The organism is Pseudomonas sp. GW821-FHT09A09 (genome assembly GCF_059418405.1).
The window spans coordinates 54140-75295 of record NZ_JBWKPU010000035.1 but is presented as its reverse complement, the minus strand read 5'-3'; the positions used below and the strand labels follow the sequence as shown (position 1 = coordinate 75295).

At 61.5% G+C, this 21156-nt stretch carries 18 protein-coding genes and 2 pseudogenes; 12 read left to right on the top strand and 8 right to left on the bottom strand.

Features of this window, described 5'->3' with window-relative positions; all coding sequences use genetic code 11:
- Window positions 1-53: 53 nt before the first annotated feature.
- Both AC07OV_RS24890 and AC07OV_RS24885 read right to left on the bottom strand, forming a co-directional pair.
- Window positions 54-1184: a patatin-like phospholipase family protein gene (locus tag AC07OV_RS24890; protein ID WP_495093175.1), complete on the bottom strand. Its 1131-nt coding sequence runs from the start codon at window positions 1182-1184 to the stop codon at window positions 54-56.
- Between the two features lie 30 nt (window positions 1185-1214).
- Entirely contained in the window at window positions 1215-2150 is a 936-nt protein-coding gene (locus tag AC07OV_RS24885; protein WP_176998054.1) for a lipid A biosynthesis lauroyl acyltransferase, read from the bottom strand.
- A 119-nt stretch (window positions 2151-2269) separates the two neighbouring features.
- On the opposite strand from AC07OV_RS24885, the gene minC reads away from it, so the two are divergent.
- The 7 genes from minC to AC07OV_RS24850 all read left to right on the top strand — a co-directional run bounded on the left by minC (window position 2270) and on the right by AC07OV_RS24850 (window position 9139).
- Window positions 2270-3007 (top strand): septum site-determining protein MinC, encoded by a 738-nt coding sequence (minC, locus tag AC07OV_RS24880; RefSeq protein WP_034117002.1) that lies wholly within the window; start codon window positions 2270-2272, stop codon window positions 3005-3007.
- A 165-nt stretch (window positions 3008-3172) separates the two neighbouring features.
- Entirely contained in the window at window positions 3173-3985 is an 813-nt protein-coding gene (minD, locus tag AC07OV_RS24875; RefSeq protein WP_016970146.1) for a septum site-determining protein MinD, read from the top strand.
- A 3-nt stretch (window positions 3986-3988) separates the two neighbouring features.
- Window positions 3989-4243, top strand: coding sequence for a cell division topological specificity factor MinE (gene minE / locus AC07OV_RS24870; protein ID WP_010208824.1), 255 nt, complete (start codon window positions 3989-3991; stop codon window positions 4241-4243).
- 96 nt (window positions 4244-4339) lie between these two features.
- Window positions 4340-4975 carry an RluA family pseudouridine synthase gene (locus AC07OV_RS24865; protein WP_005789965.1) on the top strand — a complete coding sequence of 212 codons (636 nt, stop codon included), beginning with the start codon at window positions 4340-4342 and terminating at the stop codon, window positions 4973-4975.
- Between the two features lie 195 nt (window positions 4976-5170).
- Window positions 5171-6460, top strand: coding sequence for a M18 family aminopeptidase (locus AC07OV_RS24860; RefSeq protein ID WP_176998053.1), 1290 nt, complete (start codon window positions 5171-5173; stop codon window positions 6458-6460).
- A gap of 276 nt (window positions 6461-6736) precedes the next feature.
- The gene (locus AC07OV_RS24855; RefSeq protein ID WP_176998052.1) at window positions 6737-6913 is read left to right on the top strand and encodes a hypothetical protein; all 177 of its coding nucleotides are present in this window, start codon (window positions 6737-6739) and stop codon (window positions 6911-6913) included.
- A 72-nt stretch (window positions 6914-6985) separates the two neighbouring features.
- Window positions 6986-9139: a mechanosensitive ion channel family protein gene (locus AC07OV_RS24850; protein WP_494998885.1), complete on the top strand. Its 2154-nt coding sequence runs from the start codon at window positions 6986-6988 to the stop codon at window positions 9137-9139.
- A gap of 75 nt (window positions 9140-9214) precedes the next feature.
- Here the strand turns inward: AC07OV_RS24850 and AC07OV_RS24845 are convergent, their stop codons facing one another.
- From AC07OV_RS24845 to AC07OV_RS24825, 5 genes are all read right to left on the bottom strand, one after another.
- Entirely contained in the window at window positions 9215-9439 is a 225-nt protein-coding gene (locus AC07OV_RS24845) for an MbtH family protein (RefSeq protein ID WP_176998050.1), read from the bottom strand.
- Between the two features lie 83 nt (window positions 9440-9522).
- Window positions 9523-10917 carry an aspartate aminotransferase family protein gene (locus AC07OV_RS24840; protein WP_495093174.1) on the bottom strand — a complete coding sequence of 465 codons (1395 nt, stop codon included), beginning with the start codon at window positions 10915-10917 and terminating at the stop codon, window positions 9523-9525.
- Between the two features lie 237 nt (window positions 10918-11154).
- Entirely contained in the window at window positions 11155-11922 is a 768-nt protein-coding gene (locus tag AC07OV_RS24835; protein ID WP_494998887.1) for an N-acetylmuramoyl-L-alanine amidase, read from the bottom strand.
- A 125-nt stretch (window positions 11923-12047) separates the two neighbouring features.
- Window positions 12048-13370, bottom strand: coding sequence for an ATP-binding protein (locus AC07OV_RS24830; protein ID WP_495093173.1), 1323 nt, complete (start codon window positions 13368-13370; stop codon window positions 12048-12050).
- Window positions 13367-14050: a response regulator gene (locus AC07OV_RS24825; RefSeq protein WP_495093172.1), complete on the bottom strand. Its 684-nt coding sequence runs from the start codon at window positions 14048-14050 to the stop codon at window positions 13367-13369. Before AC07OV_RS24825 ends, AC07OV_RS24830 begins: the two co-directional genes overlap by 4 nt.
- A 174-nt stretch (window positions 14051-14224) precedes the next feature.
- Here AC07OV_RS24825 and dsbD point away from each other — a divergent pair, with 174 nt between their 5' ends.
- The 4 genes and pseudogenes from dsbD to AC07OV_RS24805 form a co-directional block, all read left to right on the top strand.
- On the top strand, window positions 14225-15952 hold the full coding sequence (gene dsbD / locus AC07OV_RS24820; protein ID WP_495093171.1) for a protein-disulfide reductase DsbD: 1728 nt from the start codon (window positions 14225-14227) through the stop codon (window positions 15950-15952).
- The gene (locus AC07OV_RS24815) at window positions 15952-16794 is read left to right on the top strand and encodes a prolipoprotein diacylglyceryl transferase family protein (protein ID WP_494998890.1); all 843 of its coding nucleotides are present in this window, start codon (window positions 15952-15954) and stop codon (window positions 16792-16794) included. Before dsbD ends, AC07OV_RS24815 begins: the two co-directional genes overlap by 1 nt.
- Window positions 16770-17531, top strand: a complete 762-nt coding sequence (gene dsbG / locus AC07OV_RS24810; protein ID WP_495093170.1) for a thiol:disulfide interchange protein DsbG — start codon at window positions 16770-16772, stop codon at window positions 17529-17531. The genes AC07OV_RS24815 and dsbG overlap by 25 nt, the downstream gene beginning before the upstream one ends.
- 200 nt (window positions 17532-17731) lie before the next feature.
- A pseudogene (locus AC07OV_RS24805) lies at window positions 17732-17851 on the top strand (thiol:disulfide interchange protein DsbG); the annotation flags it as partial.
- 54 nt (window positions 17852-17905) lie between these two features.
- Here the strand turns inward: AC07OV_RS24805 and AC07OV_RS24800 are convergent.
- Complete coding sequence (locus AC07OV_RS24800) at window positions 17906-20602, bottom strand: hypothetical protein (protein WP_494998892.1); 2697 nt, start codon at window positions 20600-20602, stop codon at window positions 17906-17908.
- A gap of 263 nt (window positions 20603-20865) precedes the next feature.
- On the opposite strand from AC07OV_RS24800, the pseudogene AC07OV_RS24795 reads away from it, so the two are divergent.
- Window positions 20866-21094: pseudogene (locus tag AC07OV_RS24795) on the top strand (thiol:disulfide interchange protein DsbG); the annotation flags it as partial.
- Window positions 21095-21156: the final 62 nt, after the last annotated feature.

Below are 21156 nucleotides of genomic sequence, written 5' to 3'. Positions count from 1 at the left end.
CCCCCCCCCCCCCCCCCCCCCCCCCCCCCCCCCCCCCACCCCAGCTCCCACATTTAATTCGGTGTGAGCCCGAGGAATTTCGACAGTTCCTCGCGCTTGGCCAACGCATCGCGCCGCCCCAGCTCGATCAACTCACTGCAATACCCTGCCTCGAACAGCAAGTAGCTCAACACCCCCGCCCCGCTCGTCTTGGTCGCTCCCGGCCCGCGTAAGAACAGGCGCAGTGCCGCCGGCAATTCCTGCCGATGCCGCGCCGCGATCTCGTCGATCGGCTGGCTCGGCGCAATCACCAGCACTTCAACCGCCGCCAACCCGGGGGCGGCATGGCTGAACTGGTTCAAGCGTTCCAGCAGTTCGATATCGCTTTCCAGGCTGTCAATGAAGGTGCTGTTGAGCATGTGCCCGCCGATCTGCGCCAGGGTCGGCTCCTGGCCGGTGAAAGTGCGCTGCGTCGCTGGTTCATTGCCTCGCGGGTTGCCGCTGACCCCCACCACCAGCACGCGGCTGGCCCCCAGGTGCAAGGCCGGGCTGATGGGCGCCGATTGGCGCACCGCGCCGTCACCGAAATACTCCTGGTCGAGTTTCACCGGGGCGAACAGCAAGGGGATGGCCGAGCTGGCCAGCAGGTGTTCAACCGTCAGTTGGGTGGGTACGCCGATGCGTCGATGACGCAGCCAGGCATCAATGGTGCCGCCGCCCTGGTAGAAGGTCACCGCCTGGCCGGACTCGTAGCCAAACGCTGTGACTGCCACCGCGTGCAGGTGCTTATTGCGGATGGCTTCATCGATGCCATGCAGGTGCAGTTTGTCGTTGAGCAGATCGCGCAGCGGCGTACTGTTGAGCAGCGCCACGGGCATCTGGGCACCAAAACCCAGCAGGCTATGGATAAAGAAGCGGCTCGCCTGGCGGATCACCCCGGGCCAGTCGCTACGCAACACCAGATGGCTGCGAAAGCCTTGCCAGAACGCCGTGAGGCGCCCGATGGCGGCGGTGAAGTCCATGGCGCCACTGGCCAGGCTCACCGCATTGATCGCGCCAGCCGAGGTGCCGACGATCACCGGAAAGGGGTTGGGTGCCCCCGGTGGCAGCAGTTCGGCAATCGCCGCCAGCACCCCCACCTGATACGCCGCTCGCGCCCCGCCACCGGAAAGAATCAAACCTGTAACCGGCTCAGCTGGGCGCATCGCGTCACTCCATATGAGGAAAAGTAAGGTTTACCGACGGCGTTTCTCGTAGAGCTTGGGCTCACCCGGTGGCCGGCTCTTGAAGCGCCGGTGCGTCCACAGGTACTGCTCGGGGCATTCACGTACCGAGGCCTCGACCCACTGGTTGATCCGCAGGCAGTCGATTTCATCGGATTCACCAGGGAAGTCTTCCAGCGGCGGATGGATCACCAGGCGATAGCCGCTGCCATCGGCCAGGCGCTCCTGGGTGAACGGCACCACCAGCGCCTTGCCCAGCTTGGCAAACTTGCTGGTGGCCGTCACGGTGGCCGCCTGGATGCCGAACAGCGGCACGAAGATGCTTTGCTTGGCGCCGTAGTCCTGGTCCGGCGCGTACCAGATAGCACGGCCGGCGCGCAGCAACTTGAGCATGCCGCGCACGTCTTCGCGCTCTACCGCCAGGGAATCAAGGTTGTGGCGTTCACGGCCACGGCGCTGCACGAAGTCGAACAACGCATTGCCGTGCTCGCGGTACATGCCGTCAATGGTGTGCTTTTGCCCGAGCAGGGCTGCGCCGATTTCCAGGGTGGTGAAATGCAGGGCCATGAGGATCACGCCCTTGCCGTCCAGCTGCGCCTGCTTGAGGTGCTCGAGCCCTTCGACATGGGCCAGGCGCGCCAGGCGCTGGCGTGACCACCACCAGCTCATGGCCATTTCAAAGAAGGCGATGCCGGTGGAGGCGAAATTTTCCTTGAGCAGCTGCTTGCGCGCTTTGGCAGACATCTCCGGGAAGCACAGCTCCAGGTTGCGCGCGGCGATGCGGCGGCGTTCGCCGGCCACGCGGTACATGCCGGCGCCCAGCAGGCGACCAATGGTCAGCAACGCGCGGTAGGGCAATTGGGTGATCAGCCACAACAGGCCGAGTCCCAGCCATAACAGCCAAAAACGCGGGTGAAAAAATACAGCTCGAAAACGCGGGCGATCCATTACAGATTCCGGTAAAGACAAGGGCCGCGCATTCTACAACGGTTCGACCCGGCTTGCGGCCCGTGGATGTTCTCGTTATAAGTCTCGACACTTTTCGTGACAAGCCGCTTTTGCCGACCATGAGCCAAACCGAACCGCTAGACCAAGATCCCGTGTTCCAGTTAAAAGGCAGCATGCTCGCCATTACCGTGTTGGAACTGGCCCGCAACGACCTCGATGCCCTGGACCGCCAACTGGCCGCCAAGGTCGCCCTGGCGCCGAACTTCTTCAACAATGCCCCGCTGGTGCTGGCCCTGGACAAACTGCCCGCCGGCCAGGGTGCCATCGACCTGCCCGGCCTGATGCGTGTGTGCCGCTCCCATGGCCTGCGTACCCTGGCGATCCGTGCCAGCCGTATCGAAGACATTGCCGCCGCCATCGCCATTGAACTGCCAGTACTGCCACCGTCCGGTGCGCGCGAGCGTCCGCTGGAACCATTGGTCGGTGAAGAGAAGAAAAAACCGGAAAAACCACCCGAGCCTGCGATCAAGCCTACAAAGATCATCACCTCGCCCGTACGCGGCGGGCAGCAAATTTACGCCCAGGGTGGCGACCTGGTGGTGATCTCCTCGGTCAGCCCAGGGGCGGAACTTCTCGCTGATGGCAACATCCATGTATACGGCCCGATGCGCGGACGTGCCCTCGCCGGCATCAAGGGTGATACCAAGGCGCGTATTTTTTGCCAGCAGTTAACCGCTGAGCTAGTGTCCATCGCAGGCCAGTACAAGGTTTCAGAAGATTTGCGCCGTGATCCGTTGTGGGGGGCTTCGGTGCAGGTCAACCTGTCGGGCGATGTGTTGAACATCATCCGTCTTTAACGGATACTGCCGCATTTTCCAAGCATCTCTAGACTCTGATAGCACAGCGAAACCGGCATTACTTGTGTAGGAATTATTTTTCCTACAAGGCTGTCCGCCTGCAGCGAGTTCCAAGAGATGTTTTTCAGGGACCGAAAAGTCCTTTTTCCTTAGGGGTGAAACACCTTGGCCAAGATTCTCGTGGTTACATCCGGCAAGGGTGGTGTGGGTAAGACCACCACCAGCGCCGCTATCGGTACCGGTCTCGCTCTGCGCGGCCACAAGACAGTCATCGTCGACTTCGACGTCGGTTTGCGTAACCTCGACCTGATCATGGGCTGCGAACGCCGCGTGGTGTACGACTTCGTCAACGTGGTGAACGGCGAAGCCAACCTGCAACAGGCCCTGATCAAGGACAAGCGCCTCGAGAACCTGTACGTGCTGGCCGCCAGCCAGACCCGTGACAAGGACGCGCTGACCAAAGAAGGCGTAGGCAAAGTCCTGGCCGAGCTGAAAGAAACCTTCGAATACGTGGTCTGCGACTCGCCGGCCGGTATCGAAACCGGTGCGCACCTGGCGATGTACTTCGCCGACGAAGCCATCGTGGTGACCAACCCGGAAGTCTCCTCGGTACGTGACTCGGACCGCATGCTGGGCCTGCTGGCCAGCAAGTCCCAGCGCGCCGAAAAAGGCGAAGACCCGATCAAGGAGCACCTGCTGCTCACCCGCTACAACCCTGAGCGCGTCAGCAACGGCGAAATGCTGGGTGTTGAAGACGTGAAGGAAATCCTCGCAGTGACCCTGCTGGGCGTGATTCCAGAATCCCAGGCCGTACTCAAAGCCTCCAACCAAGGTGTTCCGGTCATCCTCGACGACCAGAGCGACGCCGGCCAGGCGTACAGCGATGCCGTCGACCGCCTGCTGGGCAAGTCCGTGGAACATCGCTTCCTCGATGTCAAGAAGAAGGGATTCTTCGAGCGTATCTTTGGAGGCAACTAAACAATGAAATTTCTCGACTTCTTTCGCGCCAACAAAAAGCCAACGACCGCGTCGGTAGCGAAAGAGCGTCTACAGATCATCGTGGCGCACGAACGCGGCCAACGCAGCACGCCGGACTACTTGCCAGCCTTGCAGAAGGAACTGGTCGAGGTGATCCGCAAGTACGTCAATATCGGGAACGACGATGTGCATGTCGCCCTGGAAAACGACGGCAGCTGCTCGATTCTGGAACTCAATATCACCCTGCCTGATCGTTGATCGAACAGGCGGCCGCCACGGCGGCTCGTTCACTCTGATCCCTTTTTGGGGACCGGGTGGGCGAGCCGCCGTTGGCGTTTGTTACGAGGCTGTTTAATGCCGCTGTCCAATATCCATATCCTGCATCAGGACGACGCCGTCCTGGTGGTGAACAAGCCCACCCTGCTGCTCTCGGTGCCCGGTCGCGCCGACGACAACAAGGACTGCCTGATCACCCGCCTGCAGGAAAACGGCTACCCCGAAGCCCGTATCGTCCATCGCCTGGACTGGGAAACCTCGGGAATCATCCTGCTGGCCCGGGACGCCGATACCCACCGCGAACTGTCCCGCCAGTTTCACGACCGCGAAACCGAAAAGGCCTACACCGCACTGGCCTGGGGCCAACCGGAGCTGGACAGCGGCAGCATCGACCTGCCCCTGCGCTACGACCCGCCAACCAAGCCACGCCACGTGGTGGACCATGAGTTCGGCAAACATGCGCTGACCTTCTGGAAAGTGCTGGAACGTTGTGGCGACTGGTGCCGCGTGGAGCTGACGCCGATCACCGGGCGCTCGCATCAATTGCGCGTGCACATGCTGTCCATCGGCCACCCGCTGCTCGGTGACGGCCTTTATGCCCACGAACAAGCCCTGGCCGCCTGGCCGCGCCTGTGCCTGCACGCCAGCATGCTGAGCTTCACCCACCCGCAAAGCGGCGAGCGCCTGCGCTTCGAGTGCCCTGCTCCCTTTTGAAGGGTGAACCCGATCAAATGTGGGAGCTGGCTTGCCTGCGAAAGCGGTGTGTCAGCACCACATTTTTTACCAATAGACCGCCTTCGCAGGCAAGCCAGCTCCCACAGGGGTTATGAGTGATGCTCGAGAGAGCAGTCACACGCCAAATCCCGAGCCAATACGGTAAACTCCGCGCACTGCTGTCTGGAGCTATTTATGCGCGAAGCGTTGAATCAAGGCCTGATCGACTTCCTCAAGGCCTCCCCTACTCCTTTTCATGCCACTGCTGCCCTGGCCCAGCGCCTGGAAGCGGCGGGTTACCAGCGGCTCGACGAGCGCGAAACCTGGGCCACCGAGGCCAACGGTCGCTATTACGTCACCCGTAACGATTCCTCGATCATTGCCTTCAAGCTGGGCCGCCACTCGCCGCTGCTGGGCGGCATTCGCCTGGTCGGCGCCCATACCGACAGCCCATGCCTGCGGGTCAAGCCCCAGCCCGAGTTGCAACGCCAGGGCTTCTGGCAGTTGGGCGTGGAAGTCTACGGCGGCGCACTGCTGGCGCCGTGGTTCGACCGCGACCTGTCCCTGGCCGGCCGCGTCACCTTCCGCCGAGATGGCAAGGTCGAAAGCCAACTGATCGACTTCAAGCTGCCGATTGCCATCATCCCCAACCTGGCCATCCACCTGAACCGTGAAGCCAACCAGGGCTGGGCGATCAATGCCCAGACCGAGCTGCCGCCGATCCTCGCGCAATTTGCCGGTGACGAGCGCGTGGACTTCCGCGCCGTGCTCACCGAACAGCTGGCACGCGAACACGGCCTGAACGCCGACGTGGTGCTCGACTACGAGCTGAGCTTCTACGACACCCAGAGCGCCGCAGTGATCGGCCTCAATGGCGACTTCATCGCCGGCGCACGCCTGGACAACCTGCTGTCGTGCTACGCCGGCCTGCAGGCTTTGCTCACCAGCGACAGCGATGAAACCTGCGTGCTGGTGTGCAACGACCACGAAGAGGTCGGCTCCTGCTCGGCGTGCGGCGCCGATGGCCCGATGCTGGAACAGACCCTGCGCCGCCTGCTGCCCGAAGGTGATGAGTTCGTACGTACCATTCAGAAATCCCTGCTGGTGTCGGCGGACAACGCCCACGGCGTGCACCCTAACTACGCCGAGAAGCACGACGCCAACCACGGCCCCAAGCTCAATGCGGGCCCGGTGATCAAGGTCAACAGCAACCAGCGCTACGCCACCAACAGCGAAACCGCTGGCTTCTTCCGCCACCTGTGTATGGCCCAGGAAGTGCCGGTGCAGAGCTTCGTGGTGCGCAGCGACATGGGGTGCGGCTCCACCATCGGCCCGATCACCGCCAGCCACTTGGGCGTGCGTACCGTGGATATCGGATTGCCGACGTTTGCCATGCACTCCATACGCGAGCTGTGCGGCAGCCATGATTTGGCGCATCTGGTGAAGGTGTTGGGGGCTTTCTACGCCAGTCGCGACCTGCCCTGAGACCGCGGCGCGGCTATCGCAGGCAAGCCAGCTCCCACATTTGAATGTGTTTACAAATCAAAATGTGGGAGCTGGCTTGTGTGGGAGCTGGCTTGCCTGCGATGAAAGCACCTCGGTGTGTCAGTAACGCCGCGGTGATGCCATCGCAGGCAAGCCAGCTCCCACACAAGTGCTCTCCCACATTCAGTTTTGTGTACACCTGATCTGCATCAGCTGCATTTCCTGTAATCCGACCTAGACTTGTCAGTATTCCCACTCCGACAAGGCCGTCGTCCCATGATCTCCATGTCCTCGTTCCACGCCATGCTTATCCCGATCCTGATCGGCATGATCCTGCTGGCGACGGGTTTCAACTTTCGCGACAAGCCCCTGGGCGTGTTTGGCATGTGGATCGGCATGCTGCTGATCCTGGGCACCGTGGTCTACAAGATCCTCGCCAAACTGGCGGAATGACAAATGCACTCGCATCTGGCATAGCGGCCTCGTACACTCGATCAACCCGTCGTTTCCAAGGTTGACCGCCTAGTGTTCTCCCGTCTGTTCGCCCTGCCCTGCACCCTGCTGATCGCCCTGCTCATGTTGCTGCCGCTCGCGCCTGCCCAGGCCGTGAGCCTGCCCGGCCTGCTGGGCAACGCCACCAAGTCCCAACCCCAGGCCGATGTGCCGCTGGGGCAGTCGCTGGACGAAGTGATCAAGACCCTGGAAAACGACCAGCAGCGCACCCAGTTGTTGAGCGACCTGAAGAAACTGCGCGAAGCCACGAAAAAAGCCCAACCGGCCACCGAAGAAGGTGTGCTGGGCTTGATCGGCGGCACCCTGGCCAACCTCGAAGCACAGTTCTCCGGGGCCGACAGCCCGCTAGGGCGCTGGTCCAACGAAATCGACCAGGCCAAGGATGAGCTTGATGCCCTGATGTTGCCGGCCAGCGAATGGCTGCCGATCATTTTCGGTTTTGCCCTGATCCTGGCCGTGTGGAGCTTGCTGGCCGCCGCGCTGATCTGGCTCAGCCACCGAGTGCGCGAGCGCTTCGGCTTGCCCGAGGAACTGCCGCAGCACCCGCGCACCTGGGACATGGTGCGTTTCGCCCTGCGCAAACTGGGCCCGTGGCTGATCGCCCTGGTGATTACGGTGTACCTGAGTTATGCCCTGCCCTCTTCCCTGGGCAAATCCCTGGCGATGGTGTTGGCCTACGCGCTGGTGGTGGGCACCTGCTTCTCGGCCATCTGCGTGATCGCCTTTTCCCTGCTCGACGGCCCGCACCGCCATCGAGCCCTGTACATCCTGCGTCACCAGGCCTTCCGCCCGCTGTGGTGGATCGGCAGCTTTGCCGCCTTCGGCGAGGCCTTAAGCGACCCGCGACTGGTCGCAGCACTGGGGCAGCACTTGTCCCACACGGCCGCGACCGTGGCCAATGTGATGGCGGCGCTGTCCACCGGCGTGTTCATCCTGCGTTTCCGCCGCCCCATTGCCCACCTGATCCGCAACCAGCCGCTGTCGCGTCGCCTGACCCGCCGTGCCCTCAGCGACACCATCGAGATCATCGGCTCGTTCTGGTACATCCCGGCCCTGCTGCTGGTGGGCATCTCGCTGTTCGCCACCTTCGTGTCGGCCGGCGACACCAGCACCGCCCTGCGCCAGTCACTGCTGTGCACGGTGCTGCTGGTGCTGTGCATGGTGATCAACGGCCTGGTACGCCGCCACGCCCTCAAGCCGCAGCGCGGCCACAAGCGCCATGCGCTGTACTCCGAGCGCCTGAAAAGCTTTGTCTACACCTTGGCGCACCTGATGGTGTGGCTGGTGTTTATCGAACTGGGCCTGCGGGTGTGGGGCCTGTCGCTGATCCGCTTTACCGAAGGCGACGGGCATGAAGTCAGCGTCAAACTGTTCGGCCTGGCCGGGACCTTGCTGTTCGCCTGGCTGATCTGGATCCTCAGCGACACCGCCATCCACCATGCCCTCACCCGCTCGCGCAAAGGCCTGGCCAACGCACGCGCGCAGACCATGATGCCGTTGATCCGCAACGTGCTGTTCGTGACCATCTTCATCATTGCCGCGATCGTCGCCCTGGCGAACATGGGCATGAACGTCACGCCGCTGCTGGCCGGTGCCGGTGTGATCGGCCTGGCGATTGGTTTTGGTGCGCAATCGCTGGTAGCAGACTTGATCACCGGCCTGTTCATCATCATCGAAGACTCCCTGGCCATCGATGACTACGTCGACGTCGGCGGCCACCTCGGCACCGTCGAAGGCCTGACCATCCGCACCGTGCGCCTGCGCGACATTGACGGCATCGTGCACACCATCCCATTCAGCGAGATCAAGAGCATCAAGAACTACTCGCGGGAATTCGGCTATGCGATCTTCCGGGTGGCGATCCCGTACAACATGGAAATCGACGATGCAATCAAACTGATGCGCGACGTGGGCCAGAAAATGCGCAACGACCCGCTGCAACGCCGCAATATCTGGTCGCCGCTGGAGATCCAGGGCGTGGAGAGTTTCGAGTCAGGCAGCGCGATCCTGCGCGCCCGGTTCAAGACGGCGCCGATCAAGCAGTGGGAAGTGTCGCGGGCGTTCAACTTGTCGTTGAAGCGGCATCTGGATGAGGCGGGGTTGGACCTGGCGACGCCGCGCTTGAGCGTGCAGGTGGTGACAGCAACAGCAAAACCCGAACTGTAGGAGCCGGCTTGCCGGCGATGGCGATCTTGAAATCGCTATCGCCGGCAAGCCGGCTCCTACAGGGGTGAATGTGGATCAGCCTGCGAGCGCGGCGCTGTCCATCTTTTGGCGCAGGCTCAACGGGCGCATGTCGGTCCAGACTTCTTCGATGTAGGCCAGGCACTCTTTCTTCAGGCCGCTCTTGCCCACGGTGCGCCAGCCTTCCGGCACGGCCTTGTAGTCGGGCCAGATCGAATACTGCTCTTCGTGGTTGACCACTACCTGAAACAGGATGTCGTCGCGGTCAAATACTGAGGTCATTGCTGTTCTCCATCGCAAAAAAGGCTGGCTGCGCACACTGCGCAGCGCTGATATCTGTAGAAACGTACCAACCTGCAAAAAAATTAGAGGCTGGCGACCGCCGCCGCCAACGCCCGGCCGAAAATCTCGGCGACGCGGTCGACCTCGGCGCCGGTGATCACCAGCGGTGGCAGGAAGCGCACCACGCTGCCATGGCGCCCGCCCAACTCCAGGATCAGGCCGCGCTTGAGGCACTCGCGCTGCACCAGCGGTGCCAGCTGACGATGCACCGGTGGATGGCCCTGAACATCGGGCTTGCCGTTCGGGTCCACCAGCTCCACGCCGAGCATCAGCCCACGGCCACGGATGTCCCCCAGTTGCGGGAAATCCCGCTGCAGGATGCGCAGGTGCTCACCCAGGCGTTCGCCCATGGCGGCGGCATGGCCGGCCAGGTCGTGTTCCTTGAGGTAGCGCATCACCGCCGAACCCGCCGCCATCGCCATCTGGTTGCCACGGAACGTCCCGGCGTGGGCGCCGGGTAACCAGGTGTCGAGCCAGTCGCGGTACACCACCACGGCCAGTGGCAGGCTGCCGCCGATGGCCTTGGACATCACCACCACGTCCGGAATGATCCCGGCGTGCTCGAAGGCAAACATCTTGCCGGTGCGACCGAAACCGCTCTGGATTTCATCGACGATCAGCGCCACGCCCGCCTGCTCGGTGATGCGCCGCAGGCCGCGCAACCAATCGAGATCGGCCGGGATCACGCCACCTTCGCCCTGCACCACTTCCACAATCACCGCCGCCGGCAGCAAGACGCCCGCCTCCGGGTCGTTCAGCAGGTTTTCCAGGTAATGCAGGTTGACGCGAACCCCTTCGGCGCCGCCCAGGCCAAACGGGCAGCGGTAGTCATAAGGGTACGGCAGGAACTGCACGCCATTGCCGAGCAGCGCGCCCAGCGGTTTCTTCGGCCCCAGGCTGCCCATCAGGCTCAATGCGCCCTGGCTCATGCCGTGATAACCGCCCTGAAACGACAGCACGGTGCTGCGACCGGTGGCGGTGCGTACCAGTTTCAACGCGGCTTCCACCGCATCGGTGCCCGTGGGGCCGCAGAACTGGATCTTCGCTTCGCGCGCCAACTCGCTCGGCAGCAGGCCGAACAGGTCCTGCACGAACTGGTCCTTGACCGGCGTGGTCAGGTCGAGGGTGTGCAACGGCAGTTCGTCGCTCAACACCTGCTGAATGGCCTCGATCACCACCGCGTGGTTATGCCCCAGCGCCAGGGTGCCAGCACCGGCCAGGCAGTCGATGAAACGGCGACCTTCCACATCTTCCACATAGATGCCCTTGGCGCGCTTGAGCGCCAGGGGGATGCGCCGAGGGTAGCTGCGGGCATTGGATTCCTGCTGGCGCTGGCGGGCCAGCAGCGGGGACTCGTCAAACTGGTAAAGCGTTTCTTGAAGCGGGGTGTCTTCGATATGGCTGATAGCGACGGACATTACAAGATCCCTCATCGGGCCCAAGGGGCATGCGCACGGATTTCCTGTTCTGGAAACGCATCAGCGCGGGAGGGATTTAGTGGCCACTGATCTATAACTGAGGGATGAAGATCCAGAGGTGGGAATCCACAGACCTGTAGGAGCCGGCTTGCCGGCGATGGTATCGGCGGGGTTCCCTGACGTATCGAGGTGTCTGCATCGCCGGCAAGCCGGCTCCTACAGAAGGGCAGGCAGGCGTTAGAGGCCTCGGTATTTTTCGTTCAGCGCGTACAGAATCGCGCAGGTTTCTGCGTCCAGGAACCCGCAATAATCCCGGGGCCGAAAGTGCATCTGAAACGCCCGCGTGCGCTGTTCAAAGCCTTGCCGGTTCTTCGCCGGCGCATACCCATAACGCTGGAACGCGCGCTCCACCTCCACCTCTGGCGGCAACCCGACGCAAAACCGGCGCTGGTACATCGCCCGCGTCGTTTCATCGAACCAGGCGCCGATGCCTGCTTCGTGCAGACGCCACCACGGCAGACGGGGCCCTGGATCGCTCTTGCGCCCATACGCCACATCCGAATGCCCGAGGATGCCCGCAGGCTCTATCTGTGGATAGCGACTCACGATGTCGCGCAGCAGCGCAATCAACACCTCGATCTGTTCCTCGGCGTACGCGGGGAAGGTGAAGACGCCCGCGTCATCCCGCGCCAGATTGACCAGCTCGATACCGATCGAGCGGCTGTTGAGGTTGTCGCGCCCCTCCCAGTGGCTGACCCCGGCATGCCAGGCGCGCTTGCTTTCGTCCACCAGGCGAAAAGCTCGCAACTCGTCATAGGCCGCCGCGCGATAGCTGGGTTCTTCCGGGTCGGGCACCAGGTAATGCGCACTCACGCCGTCCTGGGTCAAGGTGCGCAGGGATGACGCAAAGGGCAGCGCGGTGTAATGCAGGATCACCTGCCGCACGGGCTCGCCGTAGCGTTCGTTGAAGCCGGTGGCAGGAAAACTGGTATCGATGACCAACATAAAAAGCCGTCCTTTTCACTACAGGCCGACTCATTCGGCCCGTTCAAGCACAAAAAAATTACCGCCATCCTGAAGCGTTGAACCTCAAGCGGGCGGTAACTAATTGGCACCTGAAAGAAAAGAAATCAGCGACGCAGCGGCATTCCCAGGTCGACCCGCAAGCCATCGGGCTGACTGTCGAACTTCAGCGAGCAGGAGCAGCGCTGCACAATCGCTTGCACGATGGCCAGGCCCAGGCCGCAACCTTCGCTGCTGCCATTGCGCCAGAAACGCTGGGTCAGGTATTGCAGGTCTTCGGCAGAGATCTGCTTGCCGTGGTCACGCACGCGGAACACCACGTGCTCGGCGTCGGTGAATACACTAAGTTCCACACGCGTATCGGCCGGCGTGTGACGCAGGGCGTTGTCCAGCAGGTTGCGCAGGGCTGCAACGGCCAGGCCCACGGGCATTTCCACCGGCCGGTCACTGAGGCCTTCCGGCAGGATCAGGTCGATGCGCGAGTTGTCCCCGGCGTTGGCGTCCTGGATCGCCAGGCGGGCCACTTGTTCGGCACTGGACTGCAAACCGTCGTCAAACGACAGGCTGCCTTCCACCCGAGCCAGCAACAGCAACTGTTCAAGGGTGCGGTGCAGGCGGTCGGCGCCCTCCTCGGCATGAGCCAGGGATTGGTCCCGCGCGGCACCGTCGGTCATGCGCGCCACTTGCAGGTGGGTCTTGATCGCCGTCAGCGGGCTGCGCAGTTCATGGGCGGCGTCCCCCGTCAGGCGGCGCTCGCGCTCGATGGTCTTGGCGATGCGTTGCAGCAGTTGGTTCTGGGTGTCGAGCAGCGGCTTGAGCTCGCTGGGCAGCGGATGGATCTGCAGCGGTTCAAGGGAATCGGCACTGCGGCGCATCAAGGCGTCCCGCATGCGATTGAGCGGCAACAGGCTCTGGCCGATCCCCAGCCACAGCAGGCACAGGCAACCGAGCAACGCCACGCCCACCGGCACCGAAGCCGCCAGCAGGATCGACAGGTTCAGCGCCTCACGCTCCACTTGGCGGTCAGCGGTGGTGATCAGCAGGTCGCCCCGGGACAGGGTGAAACTGCGCCAGCCCACGCCATCGATCATCTGGTCGCGAAAACCGCTTTTGCGCGACTCCAGCCCCTCATCCGGCGTGGTGTGACTGCGCGCCAGGATTTCTCCGCGCAAAGAGCTGACCTGACAGGCCATGCCGCCCGGTACGTTCAATTGCTCGGTGCGCAAATGCGCGCCGCCACTCACGCTGGCCAGGCCGGGCATCTGCTCGGTCAGCCCGGCCACCATGCGCGCCGACGCCACCAGGCGCTGGTCGAGGGAAAACATCATCTGGTTGCGCAGGTCGTTGAGCATCCAGGCGGCCGCCAGGGCCCAGATCAGCACAAAGGCGGCGCCCAGCTTGAACGTCAGGCGCAGGCGCAGGCTTTTCACGAAGCGTCCTCTCCACCCGCATCTGCCGGCCCAAGGCGATAACCCAGGCCGCGCACGGTCTCGACAATGCCGTTGCCCAATTTTCGGCGCAGGTGGTGGATGTGCACGTTCAGCGCGTTGCTTTCCAGTTCGTCATTGAAACCGTAGACGCTGTCCTTGAGCTGCTCGCTGGACAGCACGCGGCCCTTGTTGTGCAGCAGGGCTTGCAACAGCGCCTGCTCACGACGGGACAAGTCCACCGGCTCGCCGCCCAGGAAAGTCTCGCGGCTGCTCGGGTCATAGGCCAGGCGGCCATGCTCGATCAGGTTGACGCTGCGCCCCGCCACCCGCCGCAGTAAGGTTTGCAGGCGCGCAGCGAGTTCGCGCAGGTCGAAGGGTTTGAGCAGGTAATCGTCGGCACCGGCTTGCAGGCCGTCGACGCGGTTAGTTACCGAGTCGCGGGCGGTGAGGATCAGCACCGGAATCTCCAGGCCCTGGCTGCGCTGTTGCTGCAGCAGCTTGAGGCCGTCTTCGTCGGGCAAGCCGAGGTCGAGCACCATGATGTCGAAGGTCGCGGCCTTGAGCATCGCGCGCGCGGCAGAAGCCGTACCCACGCGTTCGACGGTAAAGCCCTGGGTGGTGAGGCCAGCCACGATGCCGCTGGCGATCAGTTCGTCGTCTTCACAGACCAGTACGTGCATGCTGAACCCTTCATGAAAGATGGGGGAATTAAAGAGGCCACGGATTAAGCGCCGATTATGCCGCGAAAAGAGGCGCGCTCAGACTTTCCCTACACTTTAGAATAGCTTCGGTTAATCATCGGTTAATCAACGCCACACATTGTGTGCTGACTTGCAACGAACTAAGGCTTGACCATGCGGCATCTGTTTACCTTTTTGCTGGTGTTGTTCGCAGGATTCGCCCAGGCAGCGCCAGGCAATCCTTTTGAGACCAAACCTGACTTCCTCCCGGTGGGCAAAGCCTTCACCTTTACCTCCGAACGCCTGGAAAGTGGCGAAACCCAGCTGTATTGGCAGATTGCCGACGGTTATTACCTGTACCAGCAGCGCATGAAGTTCGACGGCCTGGCCGAAAAACCGACGCTGCCCCAGGGTGAAGCCCACAGCGACGAATTCTTTGGCGAACAGCAAGTGTACCGCCAGGGCCTGGAAGTGAAGATCCCGGCCGGCGCCACCGGCCAGGTCAAGCTGGGCTGGCAAGGCTGCGCCGACGCAGGCCTGTGCTACCCGCCGCAGTCGATCACCGTGGACCTGGGCGGCAACCCTGCGGTGGCTGCAACCGCACAAGCCCAGGACCAGAGCCTGGCCAGCGGCCTGCAGCAGCGCAGCCTCGGTTGGAGCCTGCTGGTGTTCTTTGGCCTGGGCTTGTTGCTGGCATTTGCCCCGTGTTCATTGCCAATGCTGCCGATCCTGGCCGGCCTGGTGGTAGGCAGTGGCGCCAGCCCGCGCCGTGGTTTTGCCTTGGCCAGCAGCTACGTGGTGTGCATGGCGCTGGTGTATGCGGCACTGGGTGTACTGGCCGCACTGGCGGGCAGCAACCTCGCCGCCCTGTTGCAAACGCCGTGGATCCTCGGCAGTTTCGCCGCACTCTTCGTGATCCTCGCCCTGCCGATGTTTGGCTTCTTTGAACTGCAACTGCCCGCCTTCCTGCGTGATCGCCTGGACAACGTCAGCCGCCAGCAAAGCGGCGGCAGCCTGGTGGGTGCGGGCATCCTTGGCGCGCTGTCCGGCCTGCTGGTGGGCCCGTGCATGACCGCGCCTCTGGCCGGCGCCCTGTTGTATATCGCCCAGAGCGGCAACGCGCTGCACGGCGGGCTGATCCTGTTTGCCATGGGCATCGGCATCGGCATTCCGCTGCTGTTGCTGGTAACCGTGGGCAACCGCTTCCTGCCCAAGCCGGGCACCTGGATGAACGTGCTCAAGGGCGTCTTCGGTTTCCTGTTCCTGGGCACCGCCGTGCTGATGATTCGCCCGGTCATTGGCGAAAGCCTGTGGCTCGGCCTGTGGGGCGTGCTGGCGCTGGTGATGGCTTACTGCGGCTGGACCCTGGCCCGCGAATACGGCCTGGCCGCCAAGGTGTTCGGCGCCGGCTCCCTGGTACTGGGCCTGTGGGGTGCAGTGTTGGTGGTGGGTGCGGCCGGTGGCAGCGATGACCTGTGGCAACCGCTGAAGGTCTACAGCGGCTCGACAGTGGCGGCTGCACCGAGCGCCCACGACGCCTTCATGACGATCAACGACCCGGCCGTGCTGCAAAGCCAGCTCGACGCCGCCAAGGCCCAGGGCCAGTGGGTGCTGGTGGACTACTACGCCGACTGGTGCGTGTCCTGCAAGATCATGGAAAAACAGGTCTTCGGTAAACCCGAGGTGATGGACGCCCTCAAGGATGTACGCCTGCTGCGCCTGGACGTCACCGCCGACAACGCCGCCAGCCGCGAGCTGCTGGGCCGCTACAAAGTGCCAGGGCCGCCGAGCTTTGTGTGGATCGGCCCGGACGGTGAAGAACGCCGCGCCCAACGCATCACCGGCGAAGTGGATGCCGCCGCCTTCCTGCAACGCTGGACGCAAACCCGAGACGCGCGCTGATGCTGACCCTGACCATCGGTACTTTCGCCATCGCCCTGAATCACATCCTGCTGATCAGCGCGCTGATCCTGGCCACCGTGGTGGGCTGGCGCGTGGCCAAGCGTGGCGGTGAGAACCCGGAATCGGTGCTGTTCAGCCTGTTCCTGCTGGGCATGTTGGCGGCGCGCATCAGCTTTGTGCTGATGTACTGGAGCGATTACCGCAACGACTGGCTGCAGATGGTCGACCTGCGCGACGGCGGTTTCCTCGCCTGGCCCGGCGTGATCGTGCTGATACTCGGCGCCTTGGCCTACGGCTGGCGCCGCCCGGCCCTGCGCAAGCCGCTGGGCGCCGGAGTGGTCACCGGCCTGGTGTTCTGGGGCCTGACCAGTTTGTCCCTGAGCCTCTATGACAAGGGCTCGCAACTGCCTGAAATTACTTTGCGTAACGCCAATGGCGACGTGGTGCAACTGGCCGACTACAAAGGCGGCCCGCTGGTGATCAACCTGTGGGCCACCTGGTGCCCGCCGTGCCGACGCGAAATGCCGGTGCTGGAGCGCGCGCAGCACCAACGCCCCGACGTGACCTTCCTGTTCGTCAATCAGGCCGAAAGCATGCAAAGCGTCAGCACGTTTCTGGCCACCCAGGGCCTGACGCTGGACAACGTGCTGTTCGACGCCAGCGGTCGCCTCGGCCAGGCCGTGGGCTCCATGGCCTTGCCGACTACTCTGTTCTATCAAGCCGATGGGCGGCTGATCAACAGCCACCTGGGCGAACTGTCCCAGGCCAGCCTGGCCCGTGCCATGGAACCCTTCGACGCCACAATAAGGAAACCGACATGCCAAGCCTCCGCCACCTGCTGACCCTGCTGCCGCTGACCCTGGCGGCCACCCTGGCCCAGGCCGAAGACTGGCCCGCTCCGATCAAACAGATCGAGGCCAAGGGTGCCAAGATCCTCGGCAAATTCGACGCTCCCAGCGGCCTCACCGGCTATGCCGCCCAGTACCAGAACCGCGGCATGGCCCTGTACCTGACCGCCGACGGCAAAAATGTGATCGCCGGCAACCTGTATGACGCCCAGGGCAACGACCTGAGCAGCGCCCCCCTGGAAAAACTGGTGTACGCGCCGATGGCCAAGGAAGTCTGGGCCAAGATGGAAAAAAGCAGCTGGATCCAGGACGGCGACAAAAACGCGCCACGCATCGTCTACCTGTTCAGCGACCCCAACTGCCCCTACTGCAACATGTTCTGGGAACAGGCCCGCCCGTGGGTGAAGGCCGGCAAGGTGCAGTTGCGCCACATCATGGTCGGCATCATCCGCGAAGACAGCCCAGGCAAATCCGCCGCGCTGTTCGCCGCCAAAGACCCGCAGAAGGCTCTGGAAGAACACGAAGCCGCCGGTAAAGGCAGCAAGTTGCAGGCGCTGGACAAGATCCCGGCCGATATCGAAGCCAAGCTCGATGCGAACATGAAGTTGATGGATGAGCTGGAATTGTCGGCGACGCCGGCGATTTTCTACCTGGATGACAAGGGCGGGTTGCAGCAACAGCAAGGGGCACCGTCGCCGGATAAGTTGGTGAAGATCCTGGGGCCGAAATAAGCGGCGTCCAGGCAGACGCCATCGCCGGCAAGCCGGCTCCTACAGGTGGAATACGTTCCCACTGTAGGAGCCGGCTTGCCGGCGATGGCGCCCTGACAGACAGTGAAGATTAAAGCCCCTCCAACTCCGCCATCAAATCACTCAACCGATCCACCTTCTCCACACTGATGTCATTGGCCGCCAACCCATCGAACATGTAGTTGATGGATGAGCGGGCGTTATCGGCGACGCCAGCAATTTTCTATCTTGATGAGGAGGGTGATTTGCAGCAGGGGGCGCCTTCGCCGTACAAGTTGATGAAGTTCCTGAGGCCTAAGTAGCCGTATGCCCGCTCCCATATTTTTATGAGCGCGAGCATAGGTGACACCGTCTACTTAATAATCAAGTTCAAAGTCGTCCAAATATGAATGTTGTTGGTTGGTAGCACTCATTCGACCAATTTGCTGCCCCTCCGGGGCGCTGAAATCAACTCGACTATTTAATGGCATTCCAGATCGACTACCGAGAAGAGCCCCAGACGTACTGTAAAAATTAAAACTTCCATAATACGCGTTACGTGTAAAAGAAAACCTGACACGCGAATAACCACGCTTGAAAAACACATCAACCGTTTGAGTGGGCATCGGCCCTTCGGTAGTCGCGGCACAATTCAATGCAATAGCATTCCCTGAAGTCATCCCCGGGACCGCCGGGTTGGCAGCATGGATACCGACCGTACCTGACTGCGCCCTGATTGTCATAGTCGGCGTATCAATACTGGTACCGGCCGGATACTGACCATAGGGGAGAGCATTAAAATCGTCGAATGTCGTAGTTATCATACGGATGATCAGCACCCGTGAAGGACATACAACAGCATTAGTCTTAACCGACGTTCCATCCGTAGCTATACTAAAAACCAAAGTAAGAGCGGTGCCGTCTCTCAGCTTTTCAAGCTCGCTTCGAAGTACAGGACTTTCAACTCCAGCGGCTACCTCTCCTGCTGCAACAGTTCTGGCAGCATAGACAGAGAATGAGTAGTTACTTCCGTCTTTTTTTGTTCCGGTCGCGTCCAGCCAGCACTTCTGCCACTCTCGCATGAACCACATCGGATCCTCAAGGGAATAGGCATTTCCGGCAAACGCTCTCAGGTCCAGAACGGCGTTCTGAGTCCTGGGCGGTGTGGCCTCCAACACGTTGGGGGGTTCCAGCCGTACCGGCAGGGTGATCTTCAAGTTCAACGGCAGCGACGTCTGCAGTTTGCACGCGGTTGTCACGGTGTACGTAATCGGGACGGTCTTGCCCATGCTTTCGATCACCGCTTCCGCAGGCAGCGTGAAGACGACACTCGCGGTGTTACTGCCGGGTTTTGATGCCAATGGCCAGCAAGTACCGTCCGGTTTTTTCCAGCAGACGCTGATGCTGTGGCGCGGATCGTTACCGACGTAATTCACCTCGACATGCACGCCATTGCGCCCGTTGTAGGCGGTCAAGTCTGAGCCGACTGCCTCAGTCACCTGAGGCGCAAGCAGCACCAAAGGCTCCTGTTCGATCTTGAATGTCTGAACAGGGAATTCATGGGCTCCCGCCAAATCAGTGGTGTCACAAAAACCTGCCGCGAAATGCAGTTCAAACACGCTGCAATCGTCGAGCTTCTGCAGTTCAGCCCTCAAAACAAACGCTTCAACCCCTTTGTTTTTCCATTCATCCGTCACGGGCTCGCTCGTTAAAATATCGAACCGATAGGTTCCTCCCTCTGCGCGCTTACCTATCAACCACATCCAACAACGATTTGAACACTCGGCATAGCTCCACACCGGCACCAGGGCCGTGGCATTCCCCGGGAATGTAACGAGGTCCACCGTCCCTTGAGTGGCTTCCTCAATATCGGAATGAGGGAGCTGGGGCACTGAAACGTTAACGCTCTGCTCTGGTGATGGCTGCGACCCTTCGCTATTGGGAAATTGAACTGTGTAGCCCAGCGTCATCGTTTTATCGAAGAAACAGGCAATGTCACACGCCGAGAGCTCAATTGAAGCAAGGTCGCCGTCCTGCTCAATTGTCACGCAGCCAAGAGGCTTCGTGCCAAAACCTGGACCACTGACATGAAAACAGACGACATCGTCGGCATAACTGTCGAAGCCGGGAACGTCAACGTTCCCGCCAGCCTTGGTGAGTTCGGGGTTAAGGCACCATCCACCGTTGTATTGCACAGACTGCCGCAGATGAGGAGGCAGCAGGTCCAACCCATGATCAACGATCAACGCAGCCGTGCGACGGCGCTGGATTTCGAGGGCGTTGGCCGGCAGGCGCGTCTCAAGGTGAGGGTCGATATCAGCCGGGGGCTCGGCCGCCAAACCGCTGGTTATCCAGGCAGATTGAAGGGTGATGGAGCGCCAGGGCTTGCGGCGTGCCAGCCAGCCACGGGCTATAAAGAATTTGAGTACGTGCCCGGCGACGGCCTCTTCCTCCGTTAACACGTGGCCATACACCACGGTATAAAACGTGTAGGGAATAGCGTCCTGCTCAGTGACAGCCGTGCAATAAACCTTGTCACCCTTTTTGGCCAGAGGAGGGACAGGCACAAGCACTGTTTCATCCCCGGCGTGGTCATGCATGTCGTAAGTCGGGGTGTTGTGGACGATTTTTTCGTGGAGTAAGTAAGGTGCGAGCGCTTCACTTTCACTGGCGGGGTAAAACGATATCCCCACTTCTTTGGCCAATGACGCCACTGCCTGCCCTTGCGAGCGCCCTGTATACAGAATGCGGGCTGTGAACCCCATGAGTTTCGTCAAGTAACCCAAAGGAAAGGCGATATCCCTCGCCCCTGACTGACCACTGGAATCCACAATGTCCTCAAATACCAGCTCAGGCGCCTCCTTGGCGCTGAACTTGACGGTGATAGGTGAACTGTCCATGCGTGGGTCAACGGTCAGGTATGAACCTGGCATTCGAGAAGGCACGACCGTGTTGTCCACCTCACTGGAAATCAGCGCAGCGGCAACTTCCACCGCCTTGGGTTTGGGCGCTTTTTGAATTTGAGTTTCGATGGGCTCTGAAGTGTTTTTAGCTGTTGCTTTTTCTTTAGCCATGACAAAAGCTCCGTGTTCAAAGGGCTACGGGCCTCGGTAAGCACGAGATCCAGGGATGTCCCTTTAGTGAGCTCTTTTGTCCCCCTTTCGCCTACTGTCAGAATTGACAGTTTTAACGCAGCAGGCGTGTTTTTCCGACCGAAGGTAATCTTGTTCCCCTCCAACTGCGCCGCCCAATCACTCAATGGGTCCACCTGTCGAGACTGATCTGATTCGCCGCCATCCCATCGATACACTCAGCCAACTCCGCTACCGCACCCGCAGAAGCCTCGGAACAACACGAAGCCGCCGGTAAAAGGCCATAAATCGCAGGCGCTGGCCAAGATTCCGGCAGATATCGCGGCCACGCTTGATAGCCATATGAAGTTGATGGATGAGCTGGAATTGTCGGCGACGCCGGCGATTTTCTACCTGGATGACAAGGGTGGGTTGCAGCAGCAACAAGGGGCGCCGTCGCCGGATAAGTTGGTGAAGATTCTCGGGCCGAAATAAGCGGCGTCCAGGCAGACGCCATCGCCGGCAAGCCGGCTCCTACAATGGGAACGCATTCCACC

What these genes read in the sequence shown, in the direction of transcription:
- AC07OV_RS24840 (WP_495093174.1), bottom strand. Translation starts at nt 10,917, where the DNA reads ATGTCCGTCGCTATCAGCCATATCGAAGACACCCCGCTTCAAGAAACG.
- dsbD (WP_495093171.1), top strand. Translation starts at nt 14,225, where the DNA reads ATGCGGCATCTGTTTACCTTTTTGCTGGTGTTGTTCGCAGGATTCGCC.
- AC07OV_RS24855 (WP_176998052.1), top strand. Translation starts at nt 6,737, where the DNA reads ATGATCTCCATGTCCTCGTTCCACGCCATGCTTATCCCGATCCTGATC.
- AC07OV_RS24845 (WP_176998050.1), bottom strand. Translation starts at nt 9,439, where the DNA reads ATGACCTCAGTATTTGACCGCGACGACATCCTGTTTCAGGTAGTGGTC.
- minE (WP_010208824.1), top strand. Translation starts at nt 3,989, where the DNA reads ATGAAATTTCTCGACTTCTTTCGCGCCAACAAAAAGCCAACGACCGCG.
- AC07OV_RS24800 (WP_494998892.1), bottom strand. Translation starts at nt 20,602, where the DNA reads ATGGCTAAAGAAAAAGCAACAGCTAAAAACACTTCAGAGCCCATCGAA.
- AC07OV_RS24825 (WP_495093172.1), bottom strand. Translation starts at nt 14,050, where the DNA reads ATGCACGTACTGGTCTGTGAAGACGACGAACTGATCGCCAGCGGCATC.
- dsbG (WP_495093170.1), top strand. Translation starts at nt 16,770, where the DNA reads ATGCCAAGCCTCCGCCACCTGCTGACCCTGCTGCCGCTGACCCTGGCG.
- AC07OV_RS24815 (WP_494998890.1), top strand. Translation starts at nt 15,952, where the DNA reads ATGCTGACCCTGACCATCGGTACTTTCGCCATCGCCCTGAATCACATC.
- AC07OV_RS24885 (WP_176998054.1), bottom strand. Translation starts at nt 2,150, where the DNA reads ATGGATCGCCCGCGTTTTCGAGCTGTATTTTTTCACCCGCGTTTTTGG.
- AC07OV_RS24865 (WP_005789965.1), top strand. Translation starts at nt 4,340, where the DNA reads ATGCCGCTGTCCAATATCCATATCCTGCATCAGGACGACGCCGTCCTG.
- AC07OV_RS24835 (WP_494998887.1), bottom strand. Translation starts at nt 11,922, where the DNA reads ATGTTGGTCATCGATACCAGTTTTCCTGCCACCGGCTTCAACGAACGC.
- AC07OV_RS24890 (WP_495093175.1), bottom strand. Translation starts at nt 1,184, where the DNA reads ATGCGCCCAGCTGAGCCGGTTACAGGTTTGATTCTTTCCGGTGGCGGG.
- AC07OV_RS24860 (WP_176998053.1), top strand. Translation starts at nt 5,171, where the DNA reads ATGCGCGAAGCGTTGAATCAAGGCCTGATCGACTTCCTCAAGGCCTCC.
- minC (WP_034117002.1), top strand. Translation starts at nt 2,270, where the DNA reads ATGAGCCAAACCGAACCGCTAGACCAAGATCCCGTGTTCCAGTTAAAA.